The organism is Lactobacillus sp. UMNPBX16, assembly GCF_002553775.1.
Lineage (GTDB): Bacteria > Bacillota > Bacilli > Lactobacillales > Lactobacillaceae > Lactobacillus > Lactobacillus crispatus.
Window position 1 is genome coordinate 1 of record NZ_PCYU01000059.1, and the last position, 18,149, is coordinate 18,149.

An 18,149-nucleotide genomic window follows, 5' to 3' on the forward strand; every position below is an offset into this window, starting at 1 on the left:
GGATGATGGCTTGATGGAAGGTTTTTTTGGCATTCTTAAAAGAGAAATGTTCTATGGCTTTGAGAAGAATTATAAGAATCTTGATGAGCTTAAAGCTGCTATCGAAGATTACATTCACTACTACAATCACCATAGAATCAAGAGCACGCTAAAAGGCCACACTCCGATAGAATATCGAAGCATGGCCTTAAAGCAAGCGATCTAATAATTAATATGTCTTAATTTTTGGGCGCATATCACTACTTCCTTTTATTATTAAATTGAATGATTATTGTCTTTTTTTGTAAACCATTTTCTAGCAAAATCAATTAGCGATTTTACATTTATTACTTTGATGACACCATTGTTTAACTTAACCTTTTTGATAGCAGAGGGATGCTTTGCTTCAAACTCTGTCCCTAATTCATTAAAGTCATCATATGAATCCATATCAATATTTTGATATTCAGTCCAAATAGTTTTGCCGCTTTCATCCAGACTAGTTGCAGCAGAACATGTTTCGGTTTTTCTACCAATTGTGGATTCTGCATAGTGCAAAACTGTACACGTTTCATAATCAGTTCCTAAAAAGATAGTTTTGCCATTATTCTGGTACAAATAATCTAAAGGACTGTCAATTCCATAAGGAATATTTAAAGGTTGATTCTGTGCAATCTTTACTTTGTTTTTGCCCCAAATAGCAATTGGCAAGTAAGGATGGGTACTTCGAACAACATCTGGCAAAGTTCTGAAATACTCTGGCGTAACCCCTAAGCCTTCTGTCATTGATGTTGTAGGATTATAAGGTGGCATAGCATCCTTAACTACTTGAATCAAAGATTTTTGTACTGGTGGATATTCCCAAGTGGCTGGATCACAATTCGTGGAAACTTGTGAGGGCATCATTATTGTTCCATTAGGCACAGCTTCTTTTAAGGCTTCGACAATGGTTTCTGGACCATTAGGAACGTAATAGAATTTACTTAGTGCAGTATGAACTAATACGGTATCATCATCTTTAATACCCGCATTTCTCAATGCACTCTTAAAATCATTTTTTGTTGTGACTGTGTTAATTATCTCTTCAGACATATGTTTTTCCTTTTGTGTTAACTTAAGTTTTTTACTGGCTTGGTCTGAAGCGGGGTACTCTAGTTTTAATTTCAGCGTTATTTATTTTAGCTTTATGATTACTCATTTGTTGTTGCTCTTTTCTAATACTAATCTATCTAACAGTTTAGCACTAAATATTATGAGAGGAGATGGGCTTTCATAATGTATAAGTTGAAAAATAGATTTAAAAGCAGACTAAAAAGTCTTAATTGATCAAAAAAATAAGGGCGATATTCGATAGTCATCGTCCTTATAACTTGAAAATTATTTATTGCGCATTTTTGACAAATACTTTTGATGCTTTTCTTCAACTTTTGCATCTTTTTCAATGAAGAAGTAAGCTACTGCGGCTAATACCCCTACGACTACTCCGACCAAAATAGTTTTCCAAGTGAAATTGGTTACCATGTAGCATGAGATAATTAATGCTAAAGCTGGAATAACGTAGCCGAATGGGAGCTTAAAACCGTTATTTGGAAATTCATTAGTATGCTTGAATTTGATTACTGCTAAGATAGATGGCACATACTGAATAAATGAAGCTAATACAATACAAGATACCAAGAAGAGGTATGATTGTGTGATTAAAATCATAGTGATGATTGCACTGAGTAAAATAGCTACCCAAGCAGCATCATGCTTGTTCTTTTTTCCAATCCATTTAGGTAACATTGCGTGCTCATTAGCAAGAGAAGCAATCAACGATGGAGTATTGAAAGATCCTGCAAAAGCAACGCCGATAACACTAATCAGCATCCCTGCAATTACTAGAACGTAGCCTCAATCACCAACGGCCTTTTGAAAGGCTACAGCAATAGGCGTACTATAATTAACCATCTTGGATCCTAAAATCCCGATAGCTACTAACATCATTAATGCATATAAAATAGTCACAGTGATCATCACTGAGATCAATACTTTGGGAATATTTTTCTCTGGATTATTCATCTGTTTTGCAGCAATTGGAATAAAGGAGAATCCAGTAAACATGTAAAATACTACACTAAATGCGGCACCAAAATGTTTGAAGTAAGGACCAACACCTAAGGTTGCTGCTTTAGGAATCACAGGTGTAAAGTTCATTTTATGAATAAAAAAGGCACCAATGATGATAAAAATCAGAATAGTAATCATTTTGGCAGCAGAGGATAAGTTATCGACTAATTTTACAATTGTCCGACCAAATAAGTTAATAATCGTAAACAGCACAATTATTCCAATAGCTATCCCGTAGTAAACAGCGTGATTACTAAAAACAGGGGACAAAGTCTTTAAAATAGTTAACAAAGCTACTATTTCTGCCGCATATGTACAGCATCCTAAAAAACAAGTATATATTCCAAGTTCGTAGCCAGTAAATCGCCCAAAGGCGTGATATGAATAAAGCCAAGCTGCGCCTGATCCAGTAAAACGACTTGACAAGTCAGCATAACAAAGAGCAACCATACTTACTGTAAGAGCAGCACAAATTGTTACGAAAACACTCATCAAGTTCATATCTTTATAGATTGTTTGAGGTAGTAAAAAGGCACCGGACCCAATTACCCCATTAATTCCCAAGAAGTAAATAGACATGAACGAAAGCTTCTTGGGAGTAACTATTTTTTTGGCATTGTTTTCACCCTCTTGACTGCTTAATATTGACAAACGCTTACAAGCTAAGATTAGTTCTTGCCATGAAAGATTGCAAAGAATAAGTGTTATTCATCCCATAAATAAAAATAGAGAAAAGTGTATAACCTCTGCATTTTTTGTTAAAATATAAATAAGAAGATTGAGTAATGATTAGGGGATGAGATCATGATGAACAAAAAAATTATGTATATGGCAGGAGTAGTCTTAGCCTCCTTAAGTTTAGGTGCGATGACTGCTCAGACAGTTAACGCAGCTTCAACTAATCCAATTCGTCAGGGTAAAAAGTTAAACTTGACTAGAAAAGCAACGATTTTTAACCGCAAAGGAGAAAAAGTTGGACATTTAAAAAAGGGCCGTGTTTACAAGATCCTAGGCATTAAATCAATTAATGGCAATAATTTTGTGAAGATTGGTAAGAATAAATTCGTTAAGGAAGGGGCATTTTTACCATACATTAAGGACACAGCCGAGACAATTAACCGCATTAAGCATCCATCATATGTTTATGATAAAAATGGTCAGCCAATTCCAGGTAAGTTTGTTAAACAAGGCTCTAAAGTTAAAAATCTTGGCCATAAAGAAATTGATGAACGGCCATTCATTCAAATTGGAGAAAACGAATACGTTAAAGCTAATAACGTATTGACTGTAATTATTAATTATTAGTAAAAGAAAAGCTATATCATGAAATGCATCATGGTATAGCTTTTTACTTGTGGATGAAAAAGCGATGTGGTTTTTTATAAGTAAATCCTTCTCCCATTGCCTCATTTACCTCAATTATTGAAACAAAAGCATGTGGATCTTCTTGCTTGATTAAAGCTTTGATTGATGGAATTTCCCGCGGTGCGACTACAACATAAATTACACGTTTTTCATTTTGTTGATAGCCACCTAAAGCTTTTAGATATGTGAAACCACGATTTAGTTTTAAATCAATCATCTTGCCAATTTGTTCATATTTGTCAGAGATAATTAATAAACCACGGGCTGTGTATGCACCTTGCTGAACGGTATCCATTACTCGGGATAAGACAAAAGAAGCTAATAATGTGTATAGCATATGCTTGATGTCTAAGTAAGATAGGGATGCGAAGAGTACTATTGCATCACAAGCTAAAAGCATTTTGCCAGACGAAATACCAAATTTTATCTGACAGATTCGGGCAATAATATCAGTTCCACCGGAAGTACCATTATATCTAAATACTAACCCTAATCCGATTCCAGACAATAACCCAGCAGAAATTGCTGAAAGGAAGAGGTCGTGTTCTAAATCTAATTGTTTTATAATAGGTACTGAATGCCAAAACCATAAGAAAAAGGAAAGACTGAGCGTTCCCCAGATTGTATAGGCTAAAAGACGTTTGCCCATAAAGCGATAGCCTAACAAAATTAGTGGAATATTCAATACAAGGGTCGATAGTCCCATGTTGATGCCCCAAAAATGCCGCAGAAGAAGTGAAATACCACTTAGTCCGCCGTCGGCTAGTTTATTGGGGACAGAAATCATGTCTAGACTTAAAGCGTAAATAGCACAGCCTAGCGCGATCATGAGGATATCAATTAAGATACTTTTGTCAATCTTACGCATAATGATTACCTCCTTTATGTCTTTCCTCAATTTTAACAAAGTGTATGGCAAAAGTAATAATAAAGACAATAAGAATTGAGATTTTAATATGATAAAGATAGATAATTTACCAGAAATTTTTACCAAGGCAATGCCCGTGTTACAGATATTAGAAAATGCAGGCTTTGAAGCGTACTTTGTGGGTGGTTCTGTCCGCGATGTTTTGTTACATCGTCATGTTCATGATGTAGACATTACTACTAGTGCTTATCCAGAAGAGGTAAAAGAGTTATTTGATAAGTCAATTGATACAGGAATTAAACATGGAACGGTGACTGTCCTTTATGGTGGTGAAAGTTATGAGATTACCACTTTTAGAACAGAATCGGGTTATCAAGATTTTCGTCGTCCAGATCATGTAACATTTGTTCAAAACTTAGATGAAGATTTAAAGCGTAGAGACTTTACGATTAACGCTCTGGCAATGGATACACGAGGGCAAATTGTTGACTTATTTAACGGACTAGATGATCTCAAAAACCATGTCATTCGTGCTGTAGGTGATCCAGAAAAAAGATTCCACGAGGATGCTTTGCGAATGATGCGGGCCGTACGTTTTATGAGTCAACTTGAATTTAAGTTAGAAAGCAAGACCCAACAGGCAATTAAGGATAATCATAAATTACTTAAAAAAATTTCAGTTGAACGAATTCGAGAAGAATTTGTAAAATTAGGTTTAGGACCACATGCTCGGCAAGCTTTTCAGGTTTTTCTTGATACAAATTTGAGTGAAGATGTACCTGATTTTGGCGGAAAAAAAGATCAACTAGCTATTTTCCCACAGTTAAAATTCAGTCCAACGATGGAAAATAGTTTGTGGTCACTGATAATTTTGCTATTGAAATTACCGAATGAACAAATTCATCGTTTTATGCGTGACTGGAAAAACTCTAATGCTATGACTGAGCAAGTCGAAAGAATTATTAATCTATTTGATTTACTTTCTAGTCATGCTCCTAGTGATTATGAATTATTCTTAGCAGGGGAAGAGACATTAATTAATACGATTGACGTTGCTCATATTGTTGGTCAACCAATTTCTTCAGAAGCTTTAGTTGATCGTTATATGGCTTTACCTATTAAAAAAGCGTCGGAACTAGCCGTTGATGGGAGATTTTTAATAGATCGCGGGATGCGACCAGGTGCAAAATTGGGGCAGACTTTGAATAAAATTCGAGAGTTAGTTGTTTCAGGTGAAGTTGAGAATAATCAAGAAGCGATTGAAAGCTATTTGACTACAATTGAATAGAAAGAAAAATGTAGCAGAATTCAACTGCTACATTTTTTAAACATAAAGTAAAACGGAAAAGTACATTAAGATTGAACCGAGCATAACAAATAAATGCCAGATAGTATGGATAAAGGGAACATTGCGCATACTGAACAGAATCGCGCCGATTGTGTAAGCAATGCCACCACTAACTAATAGCCAGAATCCAGTTGGACTTAAGCGAACATATAAATAAGATCCTGACAAGATAACTAACCATCCCATTGCAACATAGAGGATTGTATCAAGTATGACGTGTTTACCACGATTGAAGATGTAGTAAATGATGCCAAAGATGGTTAGGCCCCAGATCAAGCCAAATAAAGTCCAACCCCAGGCTCCACCAATTGCAACAAGTGAATATGGAGTATAAGATCCTGCAATCAAAAGAAAGATTGAAGAATGGTCAAAAATTTGAAAAATATTTTTGGCCCGTGTAAAAACTAAACTGTGATATAGTGTGGAAAATAAATAAAGCAGTACCAGGCAAGAGCCATAAATTGTGAAAGTAACAACTCGCATCGGGCTGCCTGTATGAGCTGCCTTTACAATTAAAATTACTAAGCCGGTAACTGCTAGTCCGAAACCAATCCCATGAGTTATGGCACTAAAAATATTATCTAGAAGGTAGTACCTTTCTGATCGTTGTTCTGGTTGCTGCCAAAGTTTGCTAATTTTCATGAAGTGTAATCAATCCTTTTTTCTTCTAATAGTTTTTTGATACAATACAGTATATATGTTGCTTACATTTTATCATAAATCGGGTAAACAAATTAGAATTGAAGGCGAATACGTTGTCGAAGATAAAAGTTATGACGGACTCTTCCGTCCAATTAACACCAGAAGAAGTTGAAAAATATGACATTACAGTAGTCCCATTGACGATTACCATCGACGGTAAGTCATATGTGGATGGGATTGATATCACTAGAAGTGATTTTGTCAAGAAGATGAACGAAGCGGAGAGCTTACCTAAGACTAGTCAGCCACCAATTGGCCGTTTTGTTGATGTGATTAAAAAATTAACTGCAGATGGCAGTCAAGTGATTGGTATTTTCTTAGCTAAATCATTAAGTGGTACGATAGATGCCGCTCGTCAAGCTGCAGAAATTGCAGGTCAAAGCGATAATGTTACAATTATTGACTCTGAACTAACCGACAGGGCAGAAGGCTTCCAAGTTTTGGCTGCTGCTAAGGATGCTCAGGCTGGTAAAAGCATGGCTGAGATTATTGATCATGTTAAAAAGATTCGTAGTACTCAAAAACTGGAAATGATGGTAGTTAATTTACAAAACTTAATCAAGGGTGGCCGTTTAGGTGCACTTTCTGGTCGAATTGCTACTATGCTTAATATTAGAATCGCTCTTCAGATGCCACAAGGTAAGTTAATCGTAGCCAAAAAAGGACGAGGTAAGAAATTTACACGTGCTTTTGATGAACGAGTGTTAAAAGAAATCGCAGATAATAAAGAGCATATTAAAGAAGTAGGCATTTCGTACGTTGATACACCTGAATTAATGGAAGAATTAGCTGAAAAAATTCGTGCAATCAATCCTGCGATTAATGTTTTAGTGGCAGAGACAAGTCCAATTATCGCAACACATGCTGGCAATGGTGCTTATGCGATCTTATATTATGTGGAGTAATTATGGCTTACCGAGAAAGTTTTTATCGATATTTAATGACGCAAAGGGATGCAGATTCAGCTGATGACGTAGCTCAATTTGCGAATAATGCGCAGCATGACCTGACTTTTCCTAAGCAAGAACAAGATTATGAGAAATTGTCAGATTATTTGGAATTGAATGCTAGTTATTTACCAAGTATGTCAATTTTTGATCGTGCTTATCGAATGTATGAAGACAAAATGATGTATTAAGCCCAAGCCTGATAGATGCCTGGGCTTTTTTATTAAGTGGGTAGAAAAATGCAGGTAGTAATTTTTATTGGTTTTATTGTCTTTGCGGTAGCATTTGCGACGATTATTCAACAACGCTTTTTGAAGAGAATATCAGTTAATTACATTGCAATGGCGATTGGAGCGGCTATTGCACTAGTACCACAAACTAATTCATTAATTGAGAGCTTTAGCTCGGAATTATTTATGGGCTTGATTGTAGCGCCATTACTATTTTTTGAGGGACAACGTACTAGGTTGTACAATGTTTTACGTTCGTGGCGTGCAATAGTTGGGTTAACGGTTATTATGATTATCTTGGCAACTATAACTGCGGGATTCGGGATCTATTTTAGTATGGGTCTCTCTACCACTGGCTTTTATTCTGGCTGCAATTTCAATGCCAACAGATGCTACAGCAACAGAATCTGTAACACATGGATTGAAGCTGCCTAAGAAGATTGCTTTTTACCTAAAAGATGAGTCTTTGTTTAATGACGCTTCAGGTATCATTTTGCTTAATATGGCAGTTGATTGGTACTTGCATCAAGAATTACGGATTGGACAAGCAATAGGTAATTTTTTATATTCTGCAGGTGGAGGTATTTTTCTAGGAGCTTTGGTGGCTACTTTATTAGTTTTCTTGCGTCAGGAAAGTTTTCGCTCCAAATATCATTTATCTGCTGGTGTTGCAATGCCGGTTGAAGTCATATTCTTTTTGACACCGTTAATAATATATTTTTTAGCAGAAGAAATTCACGTTTCTGGAATTATTGCAGTCGTTGCAGCCGGATTGATTCATAACGTTGAATCTGAGCGAAGCAGGCTTACTAATGCCTTTATTTTTTATAACGGAATAATTTTATACCTAGCTAATTTGCTTATTAGATACTTTTATTATCGATTTAGCCCTTCTATTAAAGGAAAAACGAGTAATAAAGAAGCATTGATTTTTAGTCTGGATGGCATTCATGGAGCAGTTACTTTTGCCTTGGCATATACGTTATATGATTTACGCATTAATGTAGCAGATTTCCATTTAATTTTGGTGAGTGAAATTACGCTTATTTTACTAAGTATGATTGTTCCAACAATTGTTTTTCACATGATCTTGGACAAAGATATACCTGATTTTGATCAAAGAAAGGAAGTTGATCGAGTTCGTGTGGCAATGATTGAGTATGCTATGGATCAAATGAAAAAGATCTATTTACCTAAAAAGATTCGAAAACAATTAGAATTCGATTTAAGGGCACAAATGAATCAAACTTCTATGGTTGATTTTGCTAGGGAAATAAAGTATACAATTAAACAAAAAGAATTGCCCGATGATCAGAAAGAATTTAGAGCTGAGGTATATAGATATGCTTTTAGACAAGAACGTGACTATTTAGGTAAAATTGCACAACAAGAGAGAATATCGTTGAGGCTTTCTGGCTTTATATAGACAGATTTTGATGTCAGAAGTGGTGTTCTTAGATGATGAAAATGATTAATTTTAGAAAGAAGAGATAATATGGCAACAATTCAATGGTATCCGGGGCATATGAACAAGGCTCGTAATCAACTGGAAGATAAGTTAGGACTGATTGATGTTTTGGTGGAAGTACTTGATGCCCGAATTCCGCAAGCTTCAAGAAATCCAATGATTGAAGAACTAGTTGGTAATAAACCACATATTATTATCTTAAATAAGGCTGATTTAGCTGATCCAGTTTTAACAAAGGCATGGGCAGCAGAATTAGCTGGAGATAATAAGTATGTTTTGGCACTTGACTCCTTGCACAATACTAATATGCAGAAGTTGGTTTCCTTAGTAAAAAAGGCGGCAGCTGCCAAAACAGAGAAGCTAGAAGCACGAGGGGCCTCAAATCCTACTATTAGAATTGCTTTGGCAGGTATTCCTAACTGTGGCAAGTCAACGGTGATTAATCGTTTAGTTGGTCGGAACGTGGCTGAAGTCGGTAACAAACCAGGTGTAACTAAGGGACAAAGATGGCTGAAAACAAATGCTAATATTCAAGTGCTCGATACACCAGGGATTTTATGGCCTAAATTTTCTGATCAGGAAGTTGGTTATAAATTAGCTGCTTTCGGTGCAATTAAGGATAGTGTTTTTCATGCAGATGATGTAGCATTATTTGTTTTGAAAAATTTACGTGAATTTTATGCTAAGGATCTGCTTAAATTTTCTAAATTACCTGAACAGCAAATTGCTGATATGGCTGATCCAGATTTGCTTTTGTCAATGACTGAAAAATATGGCATGCGTGATGATTATGATCGTTTTTCATTATTTATGTTACAAAAATTGCGTAAGGGTGCAATCGGAAGGATTACGTTAGATAGACCATGACAATTAAAGAAATAAAAGAACTGTTGAAATCTGAGGTCTCTGAAGCCCAAATTAACGAACTTGAGGCAGATCCGCGGGCCGGCGTACAAAAATTGTTAGTTAGTTATCGTAAGCGTCAAGCAAAATTACTAGCAAAAAAAGAAGAGTTTTTGTGTCGCTTTTCTTATGAAAAAAAGTTCTGGGAAAAGGGACAATTAGTAGCGGGTGTTGATGAGGTAGGACGTGGCCCTTTAGCTGGACCGGTAGTAACTGCTGCTGTGATAATTGATCAAGATTTTGATTTATTAGATGTAAACGACTCGAAGAAATTGAGCCCAGAGAAACGATTGAAGTTATATCCTAAAATTTTAGCGGAAGCAGTTAGTGTTGGTATTGGAGTAAAAAGTGCAGAGGTAATCGATCAAATTAATATTTATGAAGCTGACCGTCAAGCGATGGCTCAAGCAGTACGAGCACTTGATGTTAAGCCGAATGCACTTTTGGTAGATGCAATGAATGTGCCAGTAAATCTACCCCAAGTTAAATTGATTAAGGGAGATGCTAAGTCGAATTCAATTGCGGCAGCTTCAATTGTGGCCAAGGTCTTTCGAGATCAATTGATGGATGATTATGATAGAATATACCCTCAATATTGCTTTCATCATAATGCAGGATATGGCACCAAGGAGCACATTGAAGCCTTGAAAAAGTATGGCCCTACGCCAATTCACCGCAAAACATTTGCTCCAGTCAGTGATTTTTTGAATAAATTTCAATTTATAAAAAAATAATGGTCTCTTTTTGCGTAATAAATAGTGGAGGGCTTTTTTTATGAAAAAAACAGAATTTCTACTAAAATTAAAATTGCAAAAAGGGATTGGTTATGTTAAATTGCTGACAATTGCTAATCAGGTAACTGATGAAACAGAAATTGAATTTGAAGAATTAGAACAAATTGAATTAACTGAGAAACTAATGGATGCATGCTATCGCGCTTTTCAGGATGATCAGTTGGATCGAATGGTACAACAAATTGAACAGCAGTGTGACGTAATCAGTTTTTTCGATGAAGCATATCCAGAAAAACTACGTCAAATTTATCGACCACCTATGGTATTGTTTACCCGAGGAGATATTTCTTTACTGCAAAAAGAAATCATTACAATTGTTGGCTCACGCTATCCGACTAAGTATAGTCAAGATGTTATTAATCGCTTGGTACCTAATATTGTGCAATCTGGTCAGGTTGTAGCAAGTGGCTTAGCAAAAGGCGTTGATGCCTTAGCTCATAAGGCTGCACTTTTCAACCAAGGAAAAACAATTGCGGTTATTGGCAATGGTTTAAATTTTTCATATCCAATGCAAAATTTTGCTTTACAAGAAGAGATTGTGCAAAAGGGACTATTGATTAGTGAATATTTGCCTGATACACCACCGCGTCCGTATCGTTTTCCTGAACGCAACCGTATCTTGGCCGGCTTAAGTCAAAGCGTAATCGTTACTGAGGCTAAAGAAAAGTCGGGTTCACTGATTACTGCTAATTTAGCGTTACAAGAAAATCGCGATATTTATGCAGTACCTGGGCCAATTACTAATGCATTGTCTGCAGGTCCCAATCAATTAATTGAAGCAGGAGCTACGCCAATTGTTGATTTTAAATTTAACAAGATAAAGATTTGACAATTCAGAAAGTATTAGTTATTTTTGGACTGTACCCATAAAATAAAATAAGAATTAAGGAGGCAGTTAATGCCTACTAAAGCGAAAAGTAAAACAACAAAAAAACGTAAAAAGACCTTAGTCATTGTGGAATCACCTGCAAAAGCTAAGACTATTGAAAAATATTTAGGAAGAAACTATCACGTTATTGCTTCCAAGGGGCATATTCGTGATTTGCCTAAGTCACAAATGGGAATCGACTTTGAAGACAACTATAAGCCTAAGTATATTTCCATTCGTGGTAAAGGCGATACCATTAAAGAATTAAAAAGCGAAGCCAAGAAGGCCAAGGATGTTTATTTAGCATCCGACCCCGATCGTGAAGGCGAAGCAATTGCTTGGCACGTAGCGCACGCATTGAATCTTGACGAAAAAGCCAAGAATAGAGTAACTTTTAACGAAGTTACCAAGGATGCAGTTAAAGAAAGCTTCAAGCATCCCCGGACAATTGATATGGATACGGTTGATGCCCAACAGGCAAGACGTGTACTTGATCGAATTGTAGGGTATTCACTTTCACCAATTCTTTGGGCCAAAGTTAAAAAAGGTTTATCTGCAGGACGTGTACAATCAGTTGCCTTAAAATTAGTGATTGATCGTGAAAAGGAGATCAAGAACTTTAAGCCAAAAGAATATTGGTCAATTGATGCGGAATTTGCTAAGGGTAAAGAAACTTTTAAATCTGCCTTTTATGGTGTTGATGGCAAAAAGAAAGAATTGCCTAATATCGATTCTGTTAAGGATGTTTTGGCTAAAATCGATAAGAAAAAGGACTTTGTAGTAGATAAAGTTGTTGCTCGGCAACGTCGGCGTCAGCCAGCAGCCCCATTTACAACTTCTACAATGCAGCAAGAAGCCAATAAGCGTTTAGGTTATCGTACTCGTAGAACTATGAGTATTGCTCAGCAATTATATGAAGGGATTTCTTTAGGTAAGCAAGGAACAGTTGGTTTGATTACTTATATGAGAACTGACTCTAAGAGAACATCACCAGTTGCCCAACAAGAGGCTTCTAAGTTTTTGCATGAAAATTATGGTGCAGAATTTGCAGCTAAGAGTCAACGCCATTTTAAGAATCAAGAAGACGCACAAGATGCTCACGAGGCCATTCGCCCAACATCTGTATATCGCACACCGGAGTCATTAAAGAGTATCCTAACTACGGAACAATATCGTTTATACAAATTGATTTGGTCACGTTTTTTGGCCAGTGAAATGACCCCAGCTGTTTATGATACTGTTCGTGCAGATATTGTTCAAAATGGTGTGATTTTTAGAACTACTGGTTCTAAATTGAAATTTGCTGGTTTCACCAAGGTTTATGATAATCAACAAGAAAAGAATGTTGACTTACCTGATCTTGAAGAGGGTGACAAGGTCAAGATGACTAAGTCCGATAACAAACAGCACTTTACGTTACCACCAGCACGCTATACTGAAGCATCATTAGTTCACGCATTGGAAGAAAATGGCGTGGGCCGTCCTTCAACTTATGCACCTACAATAGATACAATTCAACGCCGCTATTATGTTAAACTTGATGGTCGTTCAATTGTACCAACTGAATTAGGTGAAATTGTTGATGGCTTAATTGAAAGCTTCTTCCCAGATATTACTGATGTTGATTACACCGCCCGACTTGAAAATGAATTGGATGAAGTCGAAGATGGTAAAAAGGATTGGGTTCATGTTGTTGACGAATACTATCAACCGTTTAAGAAAGAATTAAATAAGGCTGATAGTGAAATCGAAAAGGTACAAATCAAGGATGAACCAGCTGGCTTTAATTGTGATATTTGTGGTGCACCAATGGTGATTAAGATGGGACGCTATGGCAAGTTCTATGCTTGTTCTCGTTTCCCAGATTGTCGTAATACTAAGCCAATCATTAAAGAAATCGGTGTAGTTTGTCCAAAATGTGGCAAAGGTCAGGTTGTCGAAAAGAAATCACGTAGAAATCGTAAATTCTACGGCTGTTCTCGTTATCCAGAATGCGACTTTGTCTCATGGGACAAGCCAATTGGCAGAAATTGTCCAAATGATGGCCACTTTTTAGTAGAAAAGCATTCTAAAAAAGGTCCAGTGATTCTTTGTCCTAACGGTGATTATCGTGAAGACAGTGAAAACGAAAAAAACAATTAACATAGAAAATATAGGTGAGTAAATGCCAAAAAATGTAACAGTTATTGGTGCAGGTCTTGCTGGTAGTGAAGCAACTTGGCAATTAGCTAAGCGTGGTATTCATGTTGACCTTTATGAAATGCGACCAAAAAAGGAGACTCCAGCTCATGAAACTGGTGAATTTGCGGAACTGGTTTGTACCAATTCAATGAGATCAAATCAATTATCTAATGCTGTAGGTCTTTTAAAAGAAGAAATGCGTCATTTAGATTCATTGATCATGAAAGCTGCCGACAAAACTCAAGTGCCTGCAGGTGGAGCATTAGCCGTTGATCGTGATAGTTTTAGTAAATACGTAACTGACACTTTGCGTGGGTTAGAGAATGTAACTGTTCACGAAGAAGAAGTTACTGAAATTCCGAAAGATGGGATTACAATTATTGCAACTGGTCCGTTAACTAGTGATGCTTTAGCTGGACAGATTCAAAAATTTTCTGGAACTGATAGTTTACATTTCTTTGATGCAGCAGCTCCGATCGTGGCCGCTGACTCGATTGATATGAACATTGTTTATAAAAAGTCGCGTTATGATCGTGGTGAAGCTGCATATTTGAATTGTCCTATGACTAAAGAGCAATATGAAAAGTTTAGTCAGGAATTAATTAACGCTGAAACTGCGCAATTACATGGTTTTGAAAATAGCGATGTTTTTGAGGGGTGTATGCCAATTGAAGTAATGGCAGCGCGTGGTGCTAAAACAATGCTTTTTGGTCCACTTAAACCAGTAGGATTAGAAGATCCACATACAGGCAAAACTCCTTATGCAGTTGTACAGTTGCGCCAAGATAATGCTGCAGCTTCAATGTATAATATTGTTGGTTTCCAAACTCATTTGAAATTTGGTGAACAAAAACGAGTATTTTCAATGATCCCAGGCTTAGAAAATGCACGTTTCGTTCGTTATGGTAAAATGCATCGTAATACTTATATGGCTTCACCAGAAGTTTTGACAGCTTCTTACGAGGCAAAAGAGCAGCCTGGATTATTTTTTGCAGGCCAGATGACAGGTGTTGAAGGCTATGTAGAAAGTGCAGGTAGTGGCTTAGTAGCAGGAATTAATGCAGCACGTGAAGCTATGGGGAAAGATACTGTGGCTTTCCCAAAAGATACTGCGTTAGGCTCAATGGCTAACTACATAACTACTACGAGTGCTAAACATTTCCAACCAATGAATGCTAGTTTTGCTTTGCTACCTCCACTAGAGGGTAAGAAGATTCGCAAGAAGCGTGAGCGCCATGAGAAGGTCAGTGAACGTGGTCTTGCTAGTTTAGATGAATTTAAGACGGAAGTTTTAGATTAATGAACCAAAGGCAAAGTGAGTTAGATCAATTTTTATCATATTTACAAAATGAGCGTCATTATAGTGCGAAAACCGTTTTAGCTTATCAAACAGATTTGCATGAAGCGGAAAGGTTTTGGCATGAAAATGGTGGATTCCCAGGTTGGACTAAAGTAAGAGAACGTGATATCCAGGTTTATCTACAACATTTAGCAGAACGCAAGTTAGCCCGTAGTAGTCAGTTGCGCAAGATGTCCAGCCTGCATTCTTTTTACCGCTTTTTAACCCGCCGCAAACTAGTGGCAATCGATCCAACTCAGGGTATTACTTTACGCCGTGGTGAGAAAAAATTACCGCAATTTTTTTACCAGCCTGAATTAAAGCAGGTTTTTGATTCATTGAAGGGAAATAAGCCTTTGACGATGAGAAATTTGGCAATGTTTGAACTGTTTTATGCGACAGGAATGCGGGTAAGTGAGGTTAGTAATCTTACTTTGAGTCAACTTGATTTAGACTTACAGACAATTTTGGTTCACGGTAAAGGAAATAAAGACCGCTATGTTGCTTTTGATGATAAAACAAAAAAATCTTTGATTGCTTATTTAGAAAATGCACGTCCATTATTACTTAAAAATGATGATGAACAGCATGTATTTTTAAATAATCAAGGAACTGGCATTACTAGCCGCGGAATTGAAACTGTAATGCAAAAAACTTTTAATCAGGCAGGAATTAGTGGTAAAGTACACCCACATGAGTTGCGACATAGCTTTGCTACCGCGATGCTTAATAATGGAGCAGATTTGCGAAGTGTCCAAGAGTTATTAGGACACAGTAGTCTATCAGCAACGCAAATCTATACTCATGTAACAATGGCTCATTTAAAATCAGATTATCAAAAATATTTTCCTCGTAATAAAGAAAGTTGAGGTTTAACATGACAACAATTTGTTCAGTAAGATTTAATGGAAAAACAGCAATTGCCGGTGATGGGCAAGTAACCTTAGGCGAAAAAGTTATTGCCAAGGCAACAGCGCGTAAGATTCGTCGTATTTACCATGATCGTGTAGTAATTGGTTTTGCCGGTGGTGTAGCTGATGCAGTCAGCCTTCAAGATATGCTTGAGGGCAAGCTCGAAAGCTACTCAGGCGATCTTCGTCGTGCTGCCGTGGAAATGGCTCAAGCATGGCGTAAGGATCCAACTTTACAAAAATTAAATGCAATGTTGATTGCTTTTGATGACAAAGACCTACTTTTAATTTCAGGTAATGGTGAAGTACTTGAACCTGATGAAAACGTAGTTGCAATTGGTTCAGGTGGTAATTTTGCTCAAGCCGCAGCGATTGCCATGACTCGACACGCAAAAGATATGAAGGCCGATGAAATTGCACATGAAGCTGTAAAGATTGCTTCAGGAATTGATGTTTTCACTGATGATAAAATTGTCACTGATGAAATTTAGGAGTGAAGGAAATGGCTATTAAGACCCCAAAAGAAATAGTTAAAATTTTAAACGAATATATTATTGGCCAAGATGAAGCTAAAAAATCAGTTGCGATAGCTCTTTACAACCGTTACCGTAGAATGCAGTTATCTAAAGAAATGCAACGTGAAGTAACGCCTAAGAATTTATTAATGGCTGGTCCTACTGGTGTAGGTAAAACTGAAATTGCTCGTCGTTTAGCTGATATTGTAGAAGCTCCCTTTGTTAAAGTAGAGGCAACGAAGTTTACTGAAGTAGGTTATGTAGGACGTGACGTTGAATCAATGGTCCGTGACTTGGTTTCCGAAGCCGTACGAATGGAAGAAAAGGACCAATTTGCTCGTGTAAAGACTCAAGCAACTAAAGAAGCAAATAAAGAATTGGTTCGTTTGTTAGCTCCAGCAGAGAAACATGAACGTCGTGAAAATCAAATGCAGCAAATGCAAGATATGATGTCTATGTTGATGGGAGAAAATAATCGCGAAGAAGATCATGAAGAGGATGTTTCTGCTGATGTAAGAAACAAACGAATGGATGTGGCTGAAAAGCTAGCTAAAGGCTTACTTGAAGATCACGAAGTTACCATAGAGGTAGAACAAGCTCCTAAGGCCAACCCAATGAGTGACATGATGGGTCAAATGGGGATGGATATGGGCTCAATGCTTAGTGATCTTATGCCTAAGAAAAAGGTTAAGCGTACTTTATCAGTAAAAGAAGCACGTGAAGTTTTGATTCAAGAAGAATCACGTAAGTTAGTTGACTATGACGCTATCTATCAACATGCTATTGAAAGAAGCCAGAATAACGGAATTATCTTTATTGATGAAATTGATAAAATTATTGCTGGTAATAAACGTAATTCTGGTGAAGTTTCTCGTGAAGGTGTTCAAAGAGATATTTTACCAATCGTTGAAGGCTCAACTGTAAATACAAAATATGGCCCAGTTTCAACTGATCATATTTTGTTTATTGCTGCAGGTGCCTTTGCTGAAAGTAAGCCTAGTGATTTGATTCCAGAACTTCAAGGACGTTTTCCAATTCGGGTTGAACTTAACGCTTTAACCAAGGACGATTTTGTCAAGATCTTGAAGGATCCACAAAATTCATTGCTTAAGCAATACATTGCTTTAATGAAGGCAGATGGCATTAAGTTAGTTTTCACCCAAGAAGCCGTTGATAAAATTGCGGAGATTGCCTTTGATGTTAACCAAGGCACTGATAATATTGGTGCTCGTCGACTTTCAACTATTCTTGAAAAGCTCTTAGAAGACGTTCTTTACGAAGGGCCTGATATGGAAATGGGTGAAATCACAGTTACTGAAGCCTATGTTGAAGATAAGTTAGGCGATATTATTATGAATAAAGACTTAACTAAATTTATTCTCTAATTGATCAAAGAATCACGAATGAAGCATTCAATTCAAAGTTTGAATGCTTTTTTTCTACCCAAAGTCAAGTATTATCAATGATTTAAGAAAATAAATTTACTTGTTTTAATGATGCGAATAAGGTTAAAGCAAATAAGAGTTTAAATTTAAGAAAAAGCGAAAGTACCACAAATAAGCCTATGAATACTTGTAGTTTTTCCATAGGTTGCTTATACTTAAGTTGATTATTTGATTTCA

At 36.7% G+C, this 18,149-nt stretch carries 18 protein-coding genes and 1 pseudogene; 15 read left to right on the forward strand and 4 right to left on the reverse strand.

Translation table 11 applies throughout. From position 1 onward, the window contains the following. Nucleotides 1-205 (forward strand): IS3 family transposase (locus CP367_RS09840; RefSeq protein ID WP_143469237.1); only part of this gene is annotated, 205 nt, incomplete at its 5' end. A 50-nt stretch (nucleotides 206-255) separates the two neighbouring features. Here CP367_RS09840 and CP367_RS09845 read toward each other — a convergent pair. Together CP367_RS09845 and CP367_RS09850 are read right to left on the reverse strand one after the other, a co-directional pair. After that, nucleotides 256-1,071 (reverse strand): aminoglycoside N(3)-acetyltransferase, encoded by an 816-nt coding sequence (locus CP367_RS09845; protein ID WP_065990798.1) that lies wholly within the window; start codon nucleotides 1,069-1,071, stop codon nucleotides 256-258. Nucleotides 1,072-1,356: 285 nt separating this feature from the next. Next, nucleotides 1,357-2,667, reverse strand: a pseudogene (locus CP367_RS09850) (APC family permease). 225 nt (nucleotides 2,668-2,892) lie between these two features. Here CP367_RS09850 and CP367_RS09855 point away from each other — a divergent pair. After that, complete coding sequence (locus CP367_RS09855) at nucleotides 2,893-3,393, forward strand: SLAP domain-containing protein (RefSeq protein WP_089143430.1); 501 nt, start codon at nucleotides 2,893-2,895, stop codon at nucleotides 3,391-3,393. A gap of 43 nt (nucleotides 3,394-3,436) precedes the next feature. On the opposite strand, the gene CP367_RS09860 is transcribed toward CP367_RS09855, so the two are convergent. Next, nucleotides 3,437-4,321, reverse strand: a complete 885-nt coding sequence (locus CP367_RS09860; RefSeq protein WP_005726217.1) for a YitT family protein — start codon at nucleotides 4,319-4,321, stop codon at nucleotides 3,437-3,439. Nucleotides 4,322-4,409: 88 nt separating this feature from the next. Here CP367_RS09860 and CP367_RS09865 point away from each other — a divergent pair, with 88 nt between their 5' ends. Further along, nucleotides 4,410-5,609, forward strand: coding sequence for a CCA tRNA nucleotidyltransferase (locus CP367_RS09865; protein ID WP_005720213.1), 1,200 nt, complete (start codon nucleotides 4,410-4,412; stop codon nucleotides 5,607-5,609). Between the two features lie 36 nt (nucleotides 5,610-5,645). On the opposite strand, the gene CP367_RS09870 is transcribed toward CP367_RS09865, so the two are convergent. Further along, the gene (locus CP367_RS09870; protein WP_005720215.1) at nucleotides 5,646-6,311 is read right to left on the reverse strand and encodes a hemolysin III family protein; all 666 of its coding nucleotides are present in this window, start codon (nucleotides 6,309-6,311) and stop codon (nucleotides 5,646-5,648) included. A 113-nt stretch (nucleotides 6,312-6,424) separates the two neighbouring features. Between CP367_RS09870 and CP367_RS09875 the strand changes: the two genes are divergently transcribed. The 12 genes from CP367_RS09875 to hslU all read left to right on the forward strand — a co-directional run bounded on the left by CP367_RS09875 (nucleotide 6,425) and on the right by hslU (nucleotide 17,912). Next, on the forward strand, nucleotides 6,425-7,276 hold the full coding sequence (locus CP367_RS09875; protein WP_005722333.1) for a DegV family protein: 852 nt from the start codon (nucleotides 6,425-6,427) through the stop codon (nucleotides 7,274-7,276). Between the two features lie 2 nt (nucleotides 7,277-7,278). Then, entirely contained in the window at nucleotides 7,279-7,509 is a 231-nt protein-coding gene (locus CP367_RS09880; protein WP_005722332.1) for a YozE family protein, read from the forward strand. A 48-nt stretch (nucleotides 7,510-7,557) separates the two neighbouring features. Beyond that, entirely contained in the window at nucleotides 7,558-7,983 is a 426-nt protein-coding gene (locus CP367_RS11155) for a cation:proton antiporter (protein ID WP_023488718.1), read from the forward strand. Continuing rightward, on the forward strand, nucleotides 7,928-8,974 hold the full coding sequence (locus tag CP367_RS09885; RefSeq protein WP_255404453.1) for a cation:proton antiporter: 1,047 nt from the start codon (nucleotides 7,928-7,930) through the stop codon (nucleotides 8,972-8,974). Before CP367_RS11155 ends, CP367_RS09885 begins: the two co-directional genes overlap by 56 nt. Nucleotides 8,975-9,043: 69 nt before the next feature. Then, nucleotides 9,044-9,883, forward strand: coding sequence for a ribosome biogenesis GTPase YlqF (gene ylqF / locus CP367_RS09890; RefSeq protein ID WP_061204687.1), 840 nt, complete (start codon nucleotides 9,044-9,046; stop codon nucleotides 9,881-9,883). Then, entirely contained in the window at nucleotides 9,880-10,653 is a 774-nt protein-coding gene (locus CP367_RS09895) for a ribonuclease HII (RefSeq protein WP_089146282.1), read from the forward strand. Before ylqF ends, CP367_RS09895 begins: the two co-directional genes overlap by 4 nt. Nucleotides 10,654-10,693: 40 nt before the next feature. Next, entirely contained in the window at nucleotides 10,694-11,542 is an 849-nt protein-coding gene (gene dprA, locus CP367_RS09900) for a DNA-processing protein DprA (protein WP_089146283.1), read from the forward strand. Between the two features lie 69 nt (nucleotides 11,543-11,611). Beyond that, nucleotides 11,612-13,723: a type I DNA topoisomerase gene (topA, locus tag CP367_RS09905; RefSeq protein WP_089150847.1), complete on the forward strand. Its 2,112-nt coding sequence runs from the start codon at nucleotides 11,612-11,614 to the stop codon at nucleotides 13,721-13,723. A 22-nt stretch (nucleotides 13,724-13,745) separates the two neighbouring features. Continuing rightward, on the forward strand, nucleotides 13,746-15,062 hold the full coding sequence (gene trmFO, locus CP367_RS09910) for a methylenetetrahydrofolate--tRNA-(uracil(54)-C(5))-methyltransferase (FADH(2)-oxidizing) TrmFO (RefSeq protein ID WP_023488723.1): 1,317 nt from the start codon (nucleotides 13,746-13,748) through the stop codon (nucleotides 15,060-15,062). After that, entirely contained in the window at nucleotides 15,062-15,970 is a 909-nt protein-coding gene (gene xerA / locus CP367_RS09915) for a site-specific tyrosine recombinase/integron integrase (protein WP_089146285.1), read from the forward strand. The genes trmFO and xerA overlap by 1 nt, the downstream gene beginning before the upstream one ends. An 8-nt stretch (nucleotides 15,971-15,978) precedes the next feature. After that, the gene (hslV, locus tag CP367_RS09920; RefSeq protein ID WP_005720240.1) at nucleotides 15,979-16,503 is read left to right on the forward strand and encodes an HslVU peptidase proteolytic subunit; all 525 of its coding nucleotides are present in this window, start codon (nucleotides 15,979-15,981) and stop codon (nucleotides 16,501-16,503) included. Nucleotides 16,504-16,514: 11 nt separating this feature from the next. After that, nucleotides 16,515-17,912, forward strand: a complete 1,398-nt coding sequence (gene hslU, locus CP367_RS09925; protein ID WP_005722328.1) for an ATP-dependent protease ATPase subunit HslU — start codon at nucleotides 16,515-16,517, stop codon at nucleotides 17,910-17,912. Nucleotides 17,913-18,149: the final 237 nt, after the last annotated feature.

Excerpts from the sequence above, each read along its gene's own strand:
- dprA (WP_089146283.1), top strand. The coding sequence starts at position 10,694 with ATGAAAAAAACAGAATTTCTACTAAAATTAAAATTGCAAAAAGGGATT.
- CP367_RS09885 (WP_255404453.1), top strand. The coding sequence starts at position 7,928 with ATGCCAACAGATGCTACAGCAACAGAATCTGTAACACATGGATTGAAG.
- topA (WP_089150847.1), top strand. The coding sequence starts at position 11,612 with ATGCCTACTAAAGCGAAAAGTAAAACAACAAAAAAACGTAAAAAGACC.
- CP367_RS09860 (WP_005726217.1), bottom strand. The coding sequence starts at position 4,321 with ATGCGTAAGATTGACAAAAGTATCTTAATTGATATCCTCATGATCGCG.
- ylqF (WP_061204687.1), top strand. The coding sequence starts at position 9,044 with ATGGCAACAATTCAATGGTATCCGGGGCATATGAACAAGGCTCGTAAT.
- CP367_RS09870 (WP_005720215.1), bottom strand. The coding sequence starts at position 6,311 with ATGAAAATTAGCAAACTTTGGCAGCAACCAGAACAACGATCAGAAAGG.
- hslU (WP_005722328.1), top strand. The coding sequence starts at position 16,515 with ATGGCTATTAAGACCCCAAAAGAAATAGTTAAAATTTTAAACGAATAT.
- xerA (WP_089146285.1), top strand. The coding sequence starts at position 15,062 with ATGAACCAAAGGCAAAGTGAGTTAGATCAATTTTTATCATATTTACAA.
- trmFO (WP_023488723.1), top strand. The coding sequence starts at position 13,746 with ATGCCAAAAAATGTAACAGTTATTGGTGCAGGTCTTGCTGGTAGTGAA.
- CP367_RS09855 (WP_089143430.1), top strand. The coding sequence starts at position 2,893 with ATGATGAACAAAAAAATTATGTATATGGCAGGAGTAGTCTTAGCCTCC.
- CP367_RS11155 (WP_023488718.1), top strand. The coding sequence starts at position 7,558 with ATGCAGGTAGTAATTTTTATTGGTTTTATTGTCTTTGCGGTAGCATTT.
- hslV (WP_005720240.1), top strand. The coding sequence starts at position 15,979 with ATGACAACAATTTGTTCAGTAAGATTTAATGGAAAAACAGCAATTGCC.
- CP367_RS09895 (WP_089146282.1), top strand. The coding sequence starts at position 9,880 with ATGACAATTAAAGAAATAAAAGAACTGTTGAAATCTGAGGTCTCTGAA.
- CP367_RS09865 (WP_005720213.1), top strand. The coding sequence starts at position 4,410 with ATGATAAAGATAGATAATTTACCAGAAATTTTTACCAAGGCAATGCCC.
- CP367_RS09845 (WP_065990798.1), bottom strand. The coding sequence starts at position 1,071 with ATGTCTGAAGAGATAATTAACACAGTCACAACAAAAAATGATTTTAAG.
- CP367_RS09880 (WP_005722332.1), top strand. The coding sequence starts at position 7,279 with ATGGCTTACCGAGAAAGTTTTTATCGATATTTAATGACGCAAAGGGAT.